Below are 17007 nucleotides of genomic sequence, written 5' to 3'. Positions count from 1 at the left end.
CCCCTGTGCGCAGCGGGTGAAGCAGCGGTTACGTGATGACGTCGGCCGCCGGACCGGCCGAGCGACCCGGCCGGCCGTACGGCGCGACGGTGGGCGTCAGCGGAAGGTGCCCTGCGACACCGAACCGGCGATCCGCCGCTGGAAGATGACGTACACGATCAGTACGGGCACCACCGTGACGACGATCGCCGCGAACAGCGCACCGTAGTCGATGCCGTAGGCCTGCGAGGACGCGTAGGCGGCCATGCCCTGGGTCAGCACCCACTTGTCCTGGTCGGTGTTGAGCGCGACCGGCAGCAGGAACTGGTTCCACAGGCCCAGGAAGTTGAAGATCGCCACCGCCGCCATGCCCGGCCGCGCCATCGGCAGCATCACCTGGAAGAACGCCCGCCAGTCCCCCGCGCCGTCGATCAGCGCGGCCTCGTACACGTCGTGCGGCAGGGAGCGGAAGAACGCGTAGAGGAAGAACATCGTGAACGGCAGCGCGAACGCGACGTAGGTGAGGATCAGCCCCGGGCGTGTGTTCAGCAGCCCGAAGTTCTGCAGCTGGAAGAAGAGCGGCACGATCGCCAGGAAGACCGGGAAGGTCAGCCCGGCGAGCATCACGTAGTAGATCAGCCGGCGTCCCGGGAACTGGAACCGGGCCAGGACGTACGCGCACATCGCGCCCAGCAACATCACCAGGACCAGTGCGCAGACGACCACGATCACGGAGTTCAGGAAGTACTTCCCGATGCTCGCGTCGCTCCAGGCGCGCGAGTAGTTGTCGAACTGCCAGTGCTTCGGCAGCGCGAACGGCGACGACAGGATCTCCTTGGTCGTCTTGAACGACGACACCAGGACCCACAGCATGGGCAGGATCACGATCACGGACCACAGGATCAGCAGGCCGTGCGCGATCACCGCGAACCTGCGGTCGCTGCCCGCGACGGCTTTCGTCAGCTTCTGGTCGGTCGCCCGCTTCTGGTCACGCGCCTGCTTCCGGTCGGCGGCTATGACGCTCACTGGACACCCCCCTTGGCTACGGCACGCCGAGCCTTCAACCCACGCGCTTCCTTACGGCCCTCGCTCTCGCCCCCGCCGGTCAGACGGTTGACGGCGAACACCAGCGCCGCGAACACCAGGGTGACGACGGCGAGGACGACCCCCATCGCGGTGGCCAGTCCGAACTGCTGCTTCGCGAAAGCGACATTGAGCAGCCGCTGGCTGATCGTGAGGGTCGAGTTGTTCGGCCCACCGCCCGGCAGCATGGCCTGTACGTAGACGAACGAGTCCAGCGCGGCGATGCCCAGGTAGATGTACGCGGTCTGCACACTGTCCCGGATCGCCGGCAGCGTGACCGAGATCGTCATCCGGAACCGGCCGGCTCCGTCGATCCTGGCCGCCTCGTACAGCTCGGCGGGAACGCCCTTGATCGCGGCGATGAAGAGCACCGCGTAGAACCCGACGAGCCCCCAGACGATGACGAACATCAGGGCCGGCATCGCCGTCGCCTGTTCGCCCAGCCAGGCGAACTCCTTGAAGCCGTCCAGGCCGAGCCCGCTGAGGACGCCGTTGACCAGGCCGGCGTTCGGGTCGTACATCTGCGCCCAGATCAGGCCGACGATGATCGCCGGCACGACGTAGGGGAAGAACGAGACGATCCGGTAGAACGACGCCCCCTTGATCCCCCGGACGGGGCCCTTGCTGGGCCCGCCCAGGGTGATGGCCACCGCGACCCCGAGAGCGAGCGTCAACGTCACCAGCGGCACGAAGGCCGCCAGCAGGGCGACATTGCGCAGCGCCTTCAGGAAGACATCGTCCTGGAACATCTTGACGAAGTTGTCGAGGCCGATGAAGTCGTAATCCGGGCTGAAACCGCGCCAGTTGGTCATCGCCCAGAAGATCGCCTGGGCGAAGGGGTACAGGACGAAGATCACGAAGATGGCGACCGGGAGACCGAGGAACACGAGGAAGAACGTCACCCGGTCGAACGTGAGCTTGCGGCGCCGGGGCCGCCCGCCGCGAGCGGCCGGCACGGGCCGGCTGCTCGCGGTGTCGGAGATGGTGGTCTTGTCTTTCATCGCAGTGCTAGCTGACCTTGATCTTGTCGACGGAGTCGTCTTCCCGGACCTTGTCGGAGATCTTCTGCAGAGCCGAGGTCAGACCCTTGGCGTCGAGGTCACCGGAGAGGAACGAGTTCCACGGCACCAGCTGGTCGGTGTTCATGCCGTAGGCCTCGACGAAGTTGTAGGTGAAGATGTTGGTGCCCGCGGCCTCCAGCATCTTCGTCTGCGAGACGAGGGCGGACGATCCGTAACCGTCGGCGGGCACGGTGCCCTTGACGATCGTCGGGGCCAGCTTCGTCTTGGAGAAGTTGGCGGCCGCGTCCTTGGACAGCATCGCGCGCAGCACTTCCTTGCCGCCGGCCGGGTTCTTGCCCTTCTTGGGGACGATGAACGGCTCGCCGGCGGCCGCGCGAATCGCCTCGTAGGGCAGCTTCGGCTTGTCGGTGAGCGTCATCGACGGGAAGCCGGTCATCTGGAAGTCGGCCTTGGTGGCCTTCTTCATCTCGTTCTCGATCCAGCCACCGGACGGGTAGAGCAGCGCCTTCTGGTCGTTGCTCCAGATCGCCTGCGCCTTCTGGAACTGGGTGCCGGAGCCGCCGGGAACGAACATCTTCTCCTTGACCATGGTCGCCATGACCTTGATCACGCCCTGGATGGCCGGGTGCGACCAGCAGCCCTTCTCCAGGTTCTCCAGCGCGAGCCGGACCTCGTCGCCGCCCTCCTTGATCGCCGAGTCGATCAGGAGCGTGCGGTAGTAGGTCGCCGCCTCCTTGCCGTGGACGAAGAGGTACTTGCCCTTCTTCTTCGCCTTCTGGCCGAGGTCGAGCGCCTCGTCCCACGTCTTCGGCGGGGTCCAGCCGTTCGCCTCGAACAGCGTCTTCGAGTACCAGACGCCATACACCGTCATCACATAGTTCAGCCCGACGAACTTGTCCTTGAACGTGCCGGGGCCCTTGATGCCGGGATAGATCGTGTCGGCGATCTTCTTGCCCTCGTAGTTGTTCGCCTCGAGGACGTCGTCGAGCTCCTCGAGCTGGTCGAGGATGCCGAGGAAGCCGATCTGGTCCTCGCCGGAGTTGTCGATGAGGTCCGGCGGGTTGCCGCCGACGAAGCGGGGCTGGAGCTCCGGGGCGATGTCGACGACCGGCTTGACCTTGACGTCGAGACCGTTGCTCTTCTCCTTGGCGATGTTGGCGGCGTAGGTGACGTAGTCGACGCCGTAGCCGCCGTTGAAGATGGCCGCGTCGACCTTGGAGTTCGCGGCGACACCGAACGGGTTCTTGGCGCTCGTCTTGCCCTTCGCCCCCTTGTCGTCATTACCGCTGTCGGAGGGGGAGCTACAGGCGACGGCGAACGACCCCATGGCCGCGGTCGCGATCGCCCCGCGCAGGAGCGTCCGCCTGTCGAGAGAGCCGGCACGAATGGTCATTTCCGCATCCTCACTGATCGATTGGATCTGTACGGTTTGCTGCGTGTTCGGCTGCCGGGCCGGGGTGGCCCCGTGCTTGCCGCACTTCTCTTTGAGCGCGTTCTGGTGTGGGTCTCCGCTTGAGATGGCGGCGGAGAAGCACATCGGGGCGTTTCGCCGTCGTCTCGGAGCCGCTCAGCGGCACCGATGGTGATCAGCTGAGTGATGTCGGAAAAGCAGTCGCCGGGGCCGCCGCCGGAGCGGCAGTCTCGCTCCGCTTGATGAAATCGCGATGGCCTACGCCGGTGGTGGATCCCATGCTCAAGTCCTCGCCTTCTCCAGGACTCAGGCGGTGAACCGGATCCTCCCCGGCACCGCGGTTAGGTCAAGCTGGGGTCGTGCGTGGGGGATTCACCGAGCCGGCACGACAGTCGGTGTATGTGACACCCTCCGTCGCCTCCCGATTTCCCCCCGGGGTCCTGCCTGTCCACGGCCGTCGAGCGGCTAGGCGGACGCCGACAGGTATAGTCCACTTCCCGCCAACGGAGCAAGATCGAATACGGGTTTGGCCGCCGGTCTTTTCCGAGTTGAGACCTCGCGGAAATGTGCGGCCCGCACACCCCGCCCCCGCGAAGATCGTCGGGGGCAACCTCCCGCATTGAACGCAATGTGCCGTTCGTCGGATCGCATTCACACCGGATGCCTCACTCAACACCCTTGACACCGCTGACAACTTGATTCACAAATGGTCCTTGCGCATCGAATTTGACAACGTTGTCCACGCCACGCGAGTGAGCCGAAGGGGGCGCCCGTGTCAAGGAGGTGAGCGCGTCGCGGCCCCCGGGGCCCCGTCGCGCCGCACCCTCGACACGGGCTTCGCCACCCGCCGGTGAACGAGCCAGAGACAGGGAGGGTGCTCGCGCATGCAGCACAGCGCTCGGTACAGACGGAGTTCTTCGACTCGGCCGAGATGGGGTTCACCGACCGCGCTGGGGGTGGTGGCACTCTCCCTCGTGGTGGCCTCGCAGGGGGTGGCGGTCGCACTGCCCGCCCAGGCGGCGGCCGCGGACCGGGAGTTCAGCTCCTCCTTCGAATCGGGAGATCCGGCACCGGACTGGCTCAACACGGTCGACACGGCCGCAGACGGGTCGAAAAGGGCCTCGGGTGTGGACGGCGGCTACAGCACCGGCATCCCCGGCAACGTGACCGACCACGTCACCGACGTCCGGGCCAGCGGTGAGAACACCGGCGCGGGCGAGGTGAAGGAGAACCTCGCCGACGGCGAGTCGAGCACGAAGTGGCTGACCTTCGAGCCCACCGGCTGGGCGGAGTTCGACCTGGACGCCCCGGTCAAGCTGGTGACCTACGCGCTGACCTCGGCCAACGACCACGACGAGCGCGACCCGAAGGACTGGACCCTCCAGGGGTCCACGGACGGCAAGGACTGGAAGACCCTCGACACCCGCACCGGGGAGTCCTTCGGCGAGCGGTTCCAGACCAAGTCGTACGACCTCGACAGCCCCGCCGAGTACCAGCACTTCCGGCTCGACGTCACCAAGAACAACGGCGGTGACATCCTCCAGCTCGCCGACGTCCAGTTCTCCACGGGCAAGAGCGACGACCCGACGCCCAAGGACATGCTGTCGCTGGTGGACCGCGGACCGAGCGGCTCGCCCACCGCGAAGGCGGGCGCGGGCTTCACCGGCAAGCGGGCCCTGCGGTACGCCGGCACGCACAAGGCGGACAGCCGGGCGTACTCGTACAACAAGGTCTTCGACGTGAACGTGGCGGTCGGGCGCGACACAGAGCTGTCGTACCGGATCTTCCCGTCCATGGCCGACGGCGACCGGGACTACGACGCCACGAACGTGTCCGTGGACCTGGCCTTCACCGACGGCACCTACCTGAGCGACCTGTCCGCGGTCGACCAGCACGGCTTCGCGCTCACCCCGCAGGGCCAGGGCGCGGCCAAGGTGCTGTACGTCAACCAGTGGAACAACGTCGCCTCGCGGATCGGTTCGGTCGCGGCGGGCAGGACGGTCGACCGGATCCTGGTCGCGTACGACTCCCCGAAGGGGCCGGCGAAGTTCCGGGGCTGGCTGGACGACGTCGCGCTGAAGACGGTCGCGCCCGAGAAGCCCAAGGCGCACCTGTCCGACTACGCGCTGACCACCCGCGGCACCAACTCCAGCGGCGGCTTCTCGCGCGGCAACAACTTCCCGGCGACCGCCGTCCCGCACGGCTTCAACTTCTGGACGCCGGTGACCAACGCGGGCTCGCTGAGCTGGCTCTACGACTACGCCCGGTCGAACAACTCGGACAATCTGCCCACCATCCAGGCGTTCAGCGCGAGCCACGAGCCGAGCCCCTGGATGGGTGACCGGCAGACCTTCCAGGTGATGCCGTCGGCGGCGTCCGGCACCCCGGACACCGGGCGCGGCGCCCGCGCCCTGGCCTTCCGGCACGAGAACGAGACCGCCCGCCCGTACTACTACGGGGTGACCTTCGAGAACGGTCTCAAGGCCGAGATGGCCCCCACGGACCACGCGGCGGCGCTGCGGTTCACCTACCCCGGCGACGACGCCAGTGTGGTCTTCGACAACGTCACCGAGCAGGCGGGGCTGACCCTCGACAAGGACAACGGCATCGTCACCGGCTACTCGGACGTGAAGTCCGGGCTGTCGACGGGCGCGACCCGGCTGTTCGTGTACGGCGTCTTCGACGAGAAGGTCACCGGCGGGGACTCCAGCGGCGTCAAGGGCTACCTGCGCCTGACACCGTCCAAGGACCACACCGTCACCCTGCGCCTGGCCACCTCCCTGATCAGCGTCGACCAGGCGAAGGACAACCTCCGCCAGGAGATCCCGGACGGCACCTCCTTCGACAAGGTCAAGTCGCGGGCCCAGCACCAGTGGGACGCCCTGCTCGGCAAGGTCGAGGTGGAGGGCGCGACGACGGACCAGCTGACGACGCTCTACTCCAGCCTGTACCGGCTGTACCTGTACCCGAACTCGGGCTTCGAGAAGGTCGGCGGGAAGTACCAGTACGCGTCGCCGTTCTCGCCGATGCCCGGTCCCGACAGCCCCACCCACACCGGCGCGAAGATCGTCGACGGCAAGGTGTACGTCAACAACGGCTTCTGGGACACCTACCGGACGACCTGGCCGGCCTACTCCTTCCTGACACCCGGTCAGGCAGGTGAGATGGTCGACGGGTTCGTGCAGCAGTACAAGGACGGCGGCTGGACCTCGCGCTGGTCCTCGCCCGGATACGCGGACCTGATGACCGGTACCTCCTCGGACGTGGCGTTCGCGGACGCGTACGTGAAGGGCGTCGACTTCGACGCGGAGTCGGCGTACGCCGCGGCCGTGAAGAACGCGACGGTCGTCCCGCCGACGTCGGGCGTGGGCCGCAAGGGCATGTCGACCTCGCCGTTCCTCGGCTACACGAGCACCGACACCCACGAGGGACTGTCCTGGGCCCTGGAGGGCTACCTCAACGACTACGGCATCGCCAAGATGGGCCAGGCCCTCTACAAGAAGACCGGCAAGAAGCGGTACAAGGAGGAGTCCGAGTACTTCCTCAACCGCGCCCAGGACTACGTCAACCTCTTCGACACCAAGGCCGGCTTCTTCCAGGGCCGTGACGCCAAGGGCGACTGGCGCGTCGAGTCCTCCAAGTACGACCCGCGCGTGTGGGGTTACGACTACACGGAGACCAACGGCTGGGGCTACGCGTTCACCGCGCCGCAGGACTCGCGCGGTCTCGCCAACCTGTACGGCGGACGCAGCGGCCTCGCCGAGAAGCTCGACGCGTACTTCGCGACGCCCGAGACGGCCTCGCCCGACTTCGTGGGCTCGTACGGCGGTGTCATCCACGAGATGACCGAGGCGCGCGACGTGCGGATGGGCATGTACGGCCACTCCAACCAGGTGGCCCACCACGTCAACTACATGTACGACGCGGCAGGACAGCCCTGGAAGACGCAGAAGAACGTGCGTGAGGTGCTCTCCCGCCTCTACACCGGCAGCGAGATCGGGCAGGGCTACCACGGCGACGAGGACAACGGCGAGCAGTCGGCCTGGTACCTCTTCTCCGCGCTCGGCTTCTACCCGCTGGTGATGGGCAGCGGCGAGTACGCCATCGGCTCCCCGCTGTTCACCAAGGCGACGGTCCACCTGGAGAACGGCAACGACCTGGTCGTGAAGGCGCCGAAGAACAGCGCGAAGAACGTGTACGTGCAGGGCCTGCGGGTCAACGGCAAGAAGTGGACGTCGACCTCGCTCCCCCACTCGGTCGTCTCGCGCGGCGGGGTGCTGGAGTTCGACATGGGCGCCAAGCCCTCCTCGTGGGGCACCGGCAAGGACGCGGCACCCGTGTCGATCACTCAGGACGACAAGGTGCCCGCACCCCGCACGGACGCCCTCAAGGGCGACGGCGCGCTCTTCGACAACACCTCGGCGACCGACGCGACCGTCACGTCCGTGGACCTGCCGGTCTCCGCGTCCGCCAAGGGCGTCCAGTACACGCTGACGTCCTCCGACCACACGAAGGCCCCGGCCGGCTGGGTGCTCCAGGGCTCCACCGACGGCACGCAGTGGACGGACCTGGACAAGCGCTCCGGCGAGTCCTTCGCCTGGGACAAGCAGACCCGCGCGTTCTCCGTCGCGCGGCCGGGCGCGTACACGCACTACCGGCTGGTCCTCGACGGTGAGGCGACCCTCGCGGAGGTGGAGCTGCTGAGCTGACGCACACCCCCCACGGGAGAAGGGGCGGGCGCGGAGAACTCCGCGCCCGCCCCGCTTTTTCCTCCCGTCGCCGTCAGCCCACCGCGAGGGTGAAGACGTGCAGGTCGGCGTTGTCCGGCAGCCGTACGCTGCGGACGGTCTTGCCGGACGGCGCCTCGAAGGGCTTGGTGGCGAAGACGTACGTCGCCACCGGGTCCTTGTCGGCGCCCGCGACGTTGCGGTAGGCGGCCTTGGCGACGGTCGCGTTGCCGTACTGGACGGTGCCGCCTCCGCCGCCGACGGTCCAGTCGGTGAAGGACAGGTCCACGGCGTCGGTGGTGCCGTCGGTGTACGTGACGGTCGCCTTGGTCTGCTGGTTGCCGTTGACCGCACTGCCGATGAAGGACAACCGGGCGGCCGGCTCGGCGAGTTCGACGGTCTGGCCGGCCGCCGAGGCGTTGTCGGGCCGGCCGGCCGGGGAGTTCGGCCAGGTGAAGGTCAGACCGTCCACCGTGCCCCGCTCGCCCGGTGTCAGCCCCGCGTCGGCGAGTGCCTGCCTGGAGTAGCTCCAGCCGCCGCCGTCGTAGTCGGCCTCGTCGTGGTCGCCGTCGTCGTCGGAGACGCCGGTGTTGTTGTAGGCGGCGAGCAGCGAGTCCGGGGCGGCGACCGTGAGGGCCACCGGCTGCCGGTACGAGGTGTCGTCCGAGGACACCGAGACGTCGACGTCGTAGAAGCCCTGCTCGGCGTCCGCGCCCGCCGACAGCGTGATCCGCTGCGCGCCGTCGGTCACGGTGCCCTCCGCGGGAGTCGCCGTCACGCCCTTCGGCACCTCCACGTGGAAGCGCACCTCGGGGCCCGCGCCGCCGCTCAGCGCGAGGGCGCGGATGTCGAGCGTGGTGCTGCCGCCCGGCGCGAGCGTGGCCGTGGTCGGCCCCACACCGATCTGGTACGGCTGTTCGCCCGTGCGGAAGGACGGCGGCGCGTCGGCCTCGGCGGCGCCCCACGTCCGGTCGGGCGTGCCGGACAGCGTGTAGTCGAGCGTGCCGCCGTCCCGGACGAAGGAGGCCGGCAGCCAGGGCCGCTCACCGGTGCGGCCGTCGACGCGCAGCGACCGGATGTACGGGGCGTCCACGGCGGCGCCCCGCGCCCTGATCTCGATGTCGGCGCCGCCCGGACGCTCGATCTCGATCCTCGGGAACAGCGGTGACGACAGGGTGAGTTCGGCGCGTGAGGGCACCTGGGGATACATGCCGAGCGAGGAGAAGACGTACCAGGAGGACATCTCGCCGAGGTCGTCGTTGCCGGGGATGCCGCCCGGCTCGGTCGACCACAGCCGGGTCATCGCCGCGCGCACGGTCTCCTGCGCCTTGTAGGGCGCGCCCGCGTAGTCGTACAGGTAGGGCACGTTGATCGACGGCTCGTTGTCCAGCTCCGACTTGTCGCCGCCGCTGCCCGTGAACGCCCAGCTGCCGTCGGCGTTGTGGAAGAAGGTGTCCAGCCGGTCCAGCGCCTTGGCACGGCCGCCCATCGCGGCGAACAGCCCGGCCGGGTCGTGCTGCACCATCCAGGTGTACTGGGCGGCGGTGCCCTCCACGAACCCGTTGCCCGTCGCCGGGGTGAAGCCGGTGACCCAGCTGCCGTCGGCCTTGCGGTTGGCGATGTAGCCGCCGCTGGGGTCGGCGGCGAGGTTGAAGCTGTTCTGCCACCACTGGGAGCGCCGGGCGAACTCGTCGGCGGTCTTCCGCTCCCCCGCCGCCGTGGCCAGCTGGGAGATCGCGAAGTCCGCGCCGGACATCTCCAGGGTCTCGGCCGCGCCGCCCCACGCGTTGGACACCGAGGGCATGTAGTGCCGTTGGAGGTACTTGTCGAGCGAGGGCCGCTGGCCGACCGACAGCACCGGCTTGCCCGCCGACGACAGGTCCTGCTCCGTCGGTACGGTCGCCGCCCGCACCAGCGAGTCGAGCGCGCCGCGCAGGTCGAAGTCGGTGCCGCCGAAGGCCCTGATGCCCGCGAGGGCGGCCGCCGACGGGTCGCCGTTCATGACGTGCGTGCCGTTCGCGCCGTGCAGCCAGCGGTCCCACACGCCGCCGTTCTGCCGGGCGAGTTCGAGCAGCGACTGCGCGATGTCGGAGCCGGTGTCCGGGTCGAGGAGGGTCAGCAGCTGGACCTGGGAGCGGTAGACGTCCCAGCCGGAGAAGGTGCCGTACTGGGCCTCGTGCCCGCGGCCCACCCTGTGGACCTCGTCGTCGCTGCCTCTGTATCTGCCGTCGGCGTCGCTGATGACGTTCGGGTGCAGGAGCGCGTGGTACAGCGCGGTGTAGAAGGTGGTCCGCGACGCGTCGGTGCCGCCGCCGACCCGGATGGCGCCGAGCCGGTCGCGCCAGGCACGGCGGGCGCCGTCCCGGACCGCGGCGAAGGTCCTGTGCGGCGGGTTCTCGGCGGCGAGGTTGGCCTCGGCGCCCGCCCGGCTGACGTACGAGATGCCCACCTTGACGTTCACCGGACCGGTCCCCGGCTCGAACTCCACATAGCCTCCGGCGCCCTTGCCGGCGACGGGACTGCCGCCCTGGCCGAAACCGCCGGTTCCGCCGCTCGCCTCGGTGCTCCCGGGGCTGAGCTTGTCGTCCTGCCAGGTGCCCGTCTTCTTGAAGTCGCGGTCGAAGCGGGCCGTGAAGTGGAGCGTGTAGTAGGCGCGCCGGCCCTCGGGGTCGAGGTATCCGCAGAAGTTCCCGGAGGTGACCGATCCGGAGACGGTGCGGGTGGCCGGGTCGATGTGCACGTCCGAAGCGGTCGAGCCCACTTCGGAGTTGGCGGTGCGGATCAGCAGGGAGGCCGGCTTGTCGGCGGGGAAGGTGAAGCGGCCCGAGCCGGTGCGCGCGGTCGCGGTGAGGTCGGCGGTGACCCCGGAGGAGAGTTCGACCCCGTAGTGGCCGGGGTCGGCCGTCTCGTCGGTGTGCGCGAAGCCGGCCGCGTACACGGCGTCCTTGGTGTCGCTCGCCGGAGAGGAGGTGACCTCGCCGGCGTAGGGGAAGAACGGGATGTCGCCGCTGCCGCCCGCGCATCCCGTGCCGGACATGTGGGTGAGGCTGAAGCCGCGGATGCGGGTGGCGTCGTACTGGTAGCCGCCTGGCGCGGCCGTGCGGGTCGCGTCGCCGCGGGTGTTCTCGGGGCTCCAGGACAGCATGCCGAAGGGCACGACGGCGCCCGGGAAGACATTGCCGCCGTTCTTGGTGCCGATGAGCGGGTCGACGTACGTGGTCGGGTCACGGACGAGGTCCGGCGGGTCGGACCGGGGTGCGGCGAGCGCCGGGGTGGCGCCGGCGACCGTCAGGGCGACGGCCAGCAGGACGGATGACGGACGGAAACGCATGACGCGGCCCCTCCTCCTTCGGACGGGTCGCGCACCACAGGTCGCACAAGCCGCAGGGACAGTAGCGTGCGCCACGGGTACCACGGAAGACCGCCTGCGGCCCGGAGGGCGCGTCCGTCGCACCCCCGGACGGCCCAGCAGGGCCAACTGGCTTGACATCGTTGTCGGTTGAGGCGGTAGAGTTTTCCGAAGACCGTTCGACAACGTTGTCGCACACTGCGATCGGCACAAGCCACGTCCCCGCGCTCCCGGTTTCCCGCGAGCAGGGGGCATCGTCCCGGGCCGGGCCTCCCCCGACCTGTCCGGGCTCGCGGACCGGGTGAGTCGCGTACCACCCACCCGGTCCGCCCTGAGCAAGGGCTCGGGATCATCCCACCCGGCAGGGAAGGGCTGTCGACGGGTCGTCACCCGATCCGGAGACGACGTAGCCGAATGTCGCGCCGGCGCCCGGAGCGAGCGCTCCGTTCCAGTCGGCGTTGTGCACCATCACGTCCTGGCCGTCGTACGTGGCGTTTCCGTTCCAGAGGCTGGCGACCGACTGCCCATCCGGCAGCGTCCAGTCGACCATCCAGCCGAGCATCGGCACGTCTCCGGTGTTGGTGACGGTCACCTCGGCCTGGTAGCCGCCGGACCAGCTGTTCGTCGTGCGGCGGGTGGCCGAGCAGGTGCCGGGCGGGGGTTCGGTGGGGTTGCCCGGGTCGTGAATGCCCGTCACCTCGCCGTTGCCGCCGTCGAAGACGACGTCGGAGCAGGAGTAGAACGTCTCGGCGCTGTCCGAGCGCTGCCAGACCATGTAGATGATGTGGCGGCCCGACTTGTCCGCCGGCAGCGTGCCGCTCCAGGAGTAGTTGGCCTCGACCGTGCCCGGGGTGCCGTGGAGCGGCGGGTGGTCGACCGTGAGGAACGGCTGCTCCTCCATGTCGTCCCAGGTGAGGGTCCTGGTCGGGTCGAAGCCGTCCTTGGTGACGTAGACGTGGAACCAACCCGGGTGGGCCGCCCAGGCGTTGTACGCGAAGTCGACCGTGGCGCCCGACGTGAGGTGGGTGAGCGGCCAGTCGTCACGCGGCAGGTCGAAGCCGGTGAAGTTGGGGTTGCCGCCGCTGCACAGCGCGCCGTCGGGGACGAAGCCGCGGGTGCGGCCCGCGCCGTCCGAGCGGAGCACGGAGAACCAGTTGTAGAACGGCGTGGTGCCGCCGGCCTGTTGGGCCGCCCTGCACGCCGGGTTCACGGGTTTGATCTCGCCTGTGTCGGTCAGCCCGTCCTGCCAGCACAGGAAGGTGCGGCTGCCCGGCTTCATGGGGGTGCCGTGCGCCGCCGCACCACCGCCGGCCGCGAGCACCAGCCCCAGCGCCGGCAGGGTGGTCAGCAGGGCGAGCAGCACGAGGAAGAGAGCTCTGTGCCGGGCGGGGAGCGGTAATCGGCGCCGCGGCATTGATGTCATGGTCATGTCATTCCATCCTTCCATGGGCGGGCGCGCGGTGAAGGTGTCCGGATCGCGTGAGGTGGGAGCGGTTCCGGGGGCGGGTTCCGGTCCACCGGTTTGTGGGAGCGCTCCCACCTCACCCACTCGTGAAGCTAGCGCGGTGGGGGACCGGTGTAAACGGGTGTCGCACGGGGTCCGTGCGGGTCCGGGCCGTGCAGGGCCGGGGTCCGGCGCCGCGCAGGCCCCTCCCCGCGCCGGAGCGCGAGGCCGCCGCCGTGACGGAACGCCCAGAGGCCCGCCCCGGCACAGGCCCGACAGACGTCCCTCGCCCCCTCCGCCCCTACCCGACCCATGCCCCCGGGGGCTCCGCCCCCAGACCCCCGTATCGGCCTGAACGGCCTCGTCCTCAATCGCCGGACGGGCTGAGAGGTGCTCCCTGCTCCCAGGCCGGGGCAGGGTGCCAGGAGGACGGGACGCGAGGGGAGACGGGCTGTGGGGAGGGGGGCGGGCTGCGGGGAGGGGCGCGAGAGCGGCGGGCCGCGAGGAGGGCGGGCTGCGGGCAGGGCCGCGAGGAGGGCGGGCTGTGCGAGTGGGGCGGCGAGGGGAGACGGGCCGTGGGGAGGGGCGGCGGGGGGCTGCGTGTATAGGGGGACGGGCTACGCGTGGAGGGTGGGCTGCGGGTTGGCGGGCCGTGAGCGTGCGGCAGGGGGACGGGCCGCCGGGGGACGCCCCTGTCTGATGGACGGGTCAGGGGACCGGCCACGCTTGTGGGAGGGGGCCGGGCCGAAGGCCGGCACCCAACCCACTCACACCCGCACCCGCACCCGCACCCGCACCCGCACCCGCATACGTATCCGCCCTCTCCCTGCAGGGGCCGTACCCCGAACGCACCCGCAGTCGCCCACTCACAGAAGGGGCCGTGCCGGTGCATCAAATGCCCGTTGCGGACGGCAACACCAACCCACCGCACTGAACCACCGGACCACACGACGGCTGCAACGGGCGGATCACCGGCACGGACCCGACCCACCCACCGGACAGACGGCGAGGCCAGGCCCACCGGACAGACGGCGAGGCCAGCCCCACCGGACCAGAGGCGAGGCCAGGCCCACCGCACCGGAGCCGAAACGGCACCGCGAAACGCGAAGGGCCGCACCCCCGTCACCGGGGATGCGGCCCTCGACCGCGCTACAACTACCCTGCCGTACCGCTTAGTTGCGGATCAGGTTGCGCAGCACGTACTGCATGATGCCGCCGTTGCGGTAGTAGTCCGCCTCGCCGGGGGTGTCGATGCGGACGACCGCGTCGAACTCGACACCGGTGTCGGTGGTGACCTTCACCGTGCGCGGGGTGGTGCCGTTGTTGAGCTCCTCGACGCCGGTGAAGGAGAAGGTCTCCTCGCCGGTCAGACCGAGGGACTCGGCCGTGGCGCCCTCCGGGAACTGGAGCGGGAGGACACCCATGCCGATGAGGTTCGAGCGGTGGATGCGCTCGTACGACTCGGCGATGACGGCCTTGACGCCCAGAAGCGCGGTGCCCTTGGCCGCCCAGTCACGGGACGAGCCGGAGCCGTACTCCTTGCCGGCCAGGATGACCAGCGGGATGCCCTGCTCGATGTAGTTGCGCGAGGCGTCGTAGATGAAGGAGACGGGAGCGTCGTCCTGCGTGAAGTCGCGGGTGTAGCCGCCCTCGGTGCCCGGCGCGATCTGGTTGCGCAGGCGGATGTTGGCGAACGTACCGCGGATCATGACCTCGTGGTTGCCGCGGCGCGAGCCGTAGCTGTTGAAGTCACGACGCTCCACACCGTGCCCGGTGAGGTACTGGCCGGCCGGCGTGTCGGCCTTGATGGCACCGGCCGGGGAGATGTGGTCGGTGGTGACGGAGTCGCCGAGCTTGGCGAGGACGCGCGCGCCGGCGATGTCCGAGACCGGGGTGGTCTCCATCGTCATGCCCTCGAAGTACGGGGGCTTGCGGACGTACGTCGACTCGGTGTCCCACTCGAAGGTGTTGCCGGTCGGGATCGGCAGCGCCTGCCACTGGGCGTCGCCCGCGAAGACGTCCTGGTAGGACTTGTTGAACATGTCCTCGCCGATGGCGTTCGCCACGACGTTGTTGACCTCGGCCTCGGTCGGCCAGATGTCGGTCAGGTAGACCGGCTTGCCGTCCTGGTCGATGCCCAGGGCGTCCTTGGTGATGTCCACCTTCATGGAGCCGGCGAGGGCGTACGCGACGACCAGCGGCGGGGAGGCCAGGTAGTTCATCTTGACGTCGGGGTTGATACGGCCCTCGAAGTTGCGGTTGCCCGAGAGGACCGAGGTGACCGCGAGGTCGTGGTCGTTGACGGCCTTGGAGACCTCCTCCGGCAGCGGGCCGGAGTTGCCGATGCAGGTGGTGCAGCCGTAGCCGACGAGGTTGAAGCCGACCTTGTCGAGGTACGGGGTGAGGCCCGCCTTGTCGAAGTAGTCGGTGACGACCTTCGAGCCCGGGGCGAGGGTGGTCTTGACCCACGGCTTGCGGGTCAGGCCCTTCTCCACGGCCTTCTTCGCGACGAGCGCGGCGGCGACCATGACGTACGGGTTCGACGTGTTGGTGCAGGAGGTGATGGCCGCGACCGTCACCGCGCCGTGGTCGATCGTGTAGGTCGTGCCGTCGGGGGCGGTGACCGTGACCGGGTTGCTCGGCACGCCGTTGGAGGAGGCCGGGGCGTCGGAGGCCGGGAAGGACTCCTTGCCCGCCTCGTCGGCGGTGTCCACGTAGTTGCGGACGTCGACCTTGAACTGCTCGGCGGCGTTGGCGAGGACGATGCGGTCCTGCGGGCGCTTCGGGCCGGCGATGGAGGGGACGACCGTCGACAGGTCCAGCTCGAGCTTCTCGGAGAAGTCCGGCTCGGCCGTCGGGTCCAGCCAGAGACCCTGCTCCTTGGCGTACGCCTCGACGAGCGCGACCTGCTGCTCGGAGCGGCCGGTGAGCTTGAGGTAGTTCAGCGTCTCGCCGTCGATCGGGAAGATCGCGGCGGTGGAGCCGAACTCCGGCGACATGTTGCCGATGGTGGCGCGGTTGGCGAGCGAGGTGGCGGCGACGCCCTCGCCGTAGAACTCGACGAACTTGCCGACGACACCGTGCTTGCGCAGCATCTCGGTGATCGTGAGCACCAGGTCGGTGGCGGTGGTGCCGGGTCGCAGCTCACCGGTGAGCTTGAAGCCGACGACGCGCGGGATGAGCATGGAGACCGGCTGGCCGAGCATCGCGGCCTCGGCCTCGATGCCGCCGACGCCCCAGCCGAGGACGCCGAGGCCGTTGACCATGGTGGTGTGCGAGTCGGTGCCGACCAGGGTGTCGGGGTACGCCTGGCCGTTACGGACCATGACCGTACGGGCCAGGTGCTCGATGTTCACCTGGTGGACGATGCCGGTGCCCGGCGGGACGACCTTGAAGTCGTCGAAGGCGGTCTGGCCCCAGCGCAGGAACTGGTAGCGCTCCTTGTTGCGGCCGTACTCCAGCTCGACGTTCTGCGCGAAGGCGTCGTTGGTGCCGAACTTGTCGGCGATGACGGAGTGGTCGATGACCAGCTCGGCCGGGGAGAGGGGGTTGACCTTCGCGGGGTCGCCGCCGAGCTCTTTGACGGCCTCACGCATGGTCGCGAGGTCGACGACACAGGGCACGCCGGTGAAGTCCTGCATGATCACGCGGGCCGGCGTGAACTGGATCTCCTGGCTCGGCTGCGCCTGGGAGTCCCAGCCGCCGAGGGCCCGGATGTGGTCGGCGGTGATGTTGGCGCCGTCCTCGGTGCGGAGCAGGTTCTCCAGCAGCACCTTCAGGCTGTACGGAAGGCGAGCCGAGCCTTCCACCTTGTCCAGCCGGAAGATCTCGTACGACTCGTCGCCCACCTGCAGCGTGCTGCGGGCGTCGAAGCTGTTCGCCGACACGACAGTCTCCTTCATTGATGTGCGCGTACCACCGCAATCCTGCCGCCACGCAGTCTTGGCCGATCCGCTAAGGTAAGGCTAAGTTAGGTAACCCTTACCGAGGTG

The 17007-nt window shown here is 69.1% G+C and carries 7 protein-coding genes; 1 reads left to right on the top strand and 6 read right to left on the bottom strand.

The features are described from left to right. Nucleotides 1–96 precede the first annotated feature (96 nt). From ACSYGO_RS34120 to ngcE, 3 genes are read right to left on the bottom strand one after another with little or no spacing between them, the layout of a single operon-like run. Nucleotides 97–1005 carry a carbohydrate ABC transporter permease gene (locus ACSYGO_RS34120; RefSeq protein ID WP_426681472.1) on the bottom strand — a complete coding sequence of 303 codons (909 nt, stop codon included), beginning with the start codon at nt 1003–1005 and terminating at the stop codon, nt 97–99. Beyond that, nucleotides 1002–2063, bottom strand: a complete 1062-nt coding sequence (locus ACSYGO_RS34115; RefSeq protein WP_426681471.1) for a carbohydrate ABC transporter permease — start codon at nt 2061–2063, stop codon at nt 1002–1004. Before ACSYGO_RS34115 ends, ACSYGO_RS34120 begins: the two co-directional genes overlap by 4 nt. A gap of 7 nt (nt 2064–2070) precedes the next feature. Beyond that, nucleotides 2071–3477, bottom strand: a complete 1407-nt coding sequence (ngcE, locus tag ACSYGO_RS34110; protein WP_432176305.1) for an N-acetylglucosamine/diacetylchitobiose ABC transporter substrate-binding protein — start codon at nt 3475–3477, stop codon at nt 2071–2073. 902 nt (nt 3478–4379) lie between these two features. On the opposite strand from ngcE, the gene ACSYGO_RS34105 reads away from it, so the two are divergent. Beyond that, nucleotides 4380–8204: a GH92 family glycosyl hydrolase gene (locus tag ACSYGO_RS34105; RefSeq protein WP_426681469.1), complete on the top strand. Its 3825-nt coding sequence runs from the start codon at nt 4380–4382 to the stop codon at nt 8202–8204. Between the two features lie 73 nt (nt 8205–8277). Here ACSYGO_RS34105 and ACSYGO_RS34100 read toward each other — a convergent pair whose 3' ends face one another. The 3 genes from ACSYGO_RS34100 to acnA all read right to left on the bottom strand — a co-directional run bounded on the left by ACSYGO_RS34100 (nt 8278) and on the right by acnA (nt 16902). Next, nucleotides 8278–11553, bottom strand: coding sequence for a GH92 family glycosyl hydrolase (locus tag ACSYGO_RS34100; RefSeq protein ID WP_460388839.1), 3276 nt, complete (start codon nt 11551–11553; stop codon nt 8278–8280). A gap of 367 nt (nt 11554–11920) precedes the next feature. Beyond that, nucleotides 11921–13000: a lytic polysaccharide monooxygenase auxiliary activity family 9 protein gene (locus tag ACSYGO_RS34095; RefSeq protein WP_460388837.1), complete on the bottom strand. Its 1080-nt coding sequence runs from the start codon at nt 12998–13000 to the stop codon at nt 11921–11923. Nucleotides 13001–14187: 1187 nt separating this feature from the next. After that, nucleotides 14188–16902, bottom strand: coding sequence for an aconitate hydratase AcnA (acnA, locus tag ACSYGO_RS34090; RefSeq protein ID WP_460388835.1), 2715 nt, complete (start codon nt 16900–16902; stop codon nt 14188–14190). Nucleotides 16903–17007 lie beyond the last annotated feature (105 nt).

It is taken from the genome of Streptomyces krungchingensis (assembly GCF_054729265.1).
Note: the sequence above shows the minus strand (reverse complement) of the source record. Positions and strands in the feature narration are given on the sequence as shown.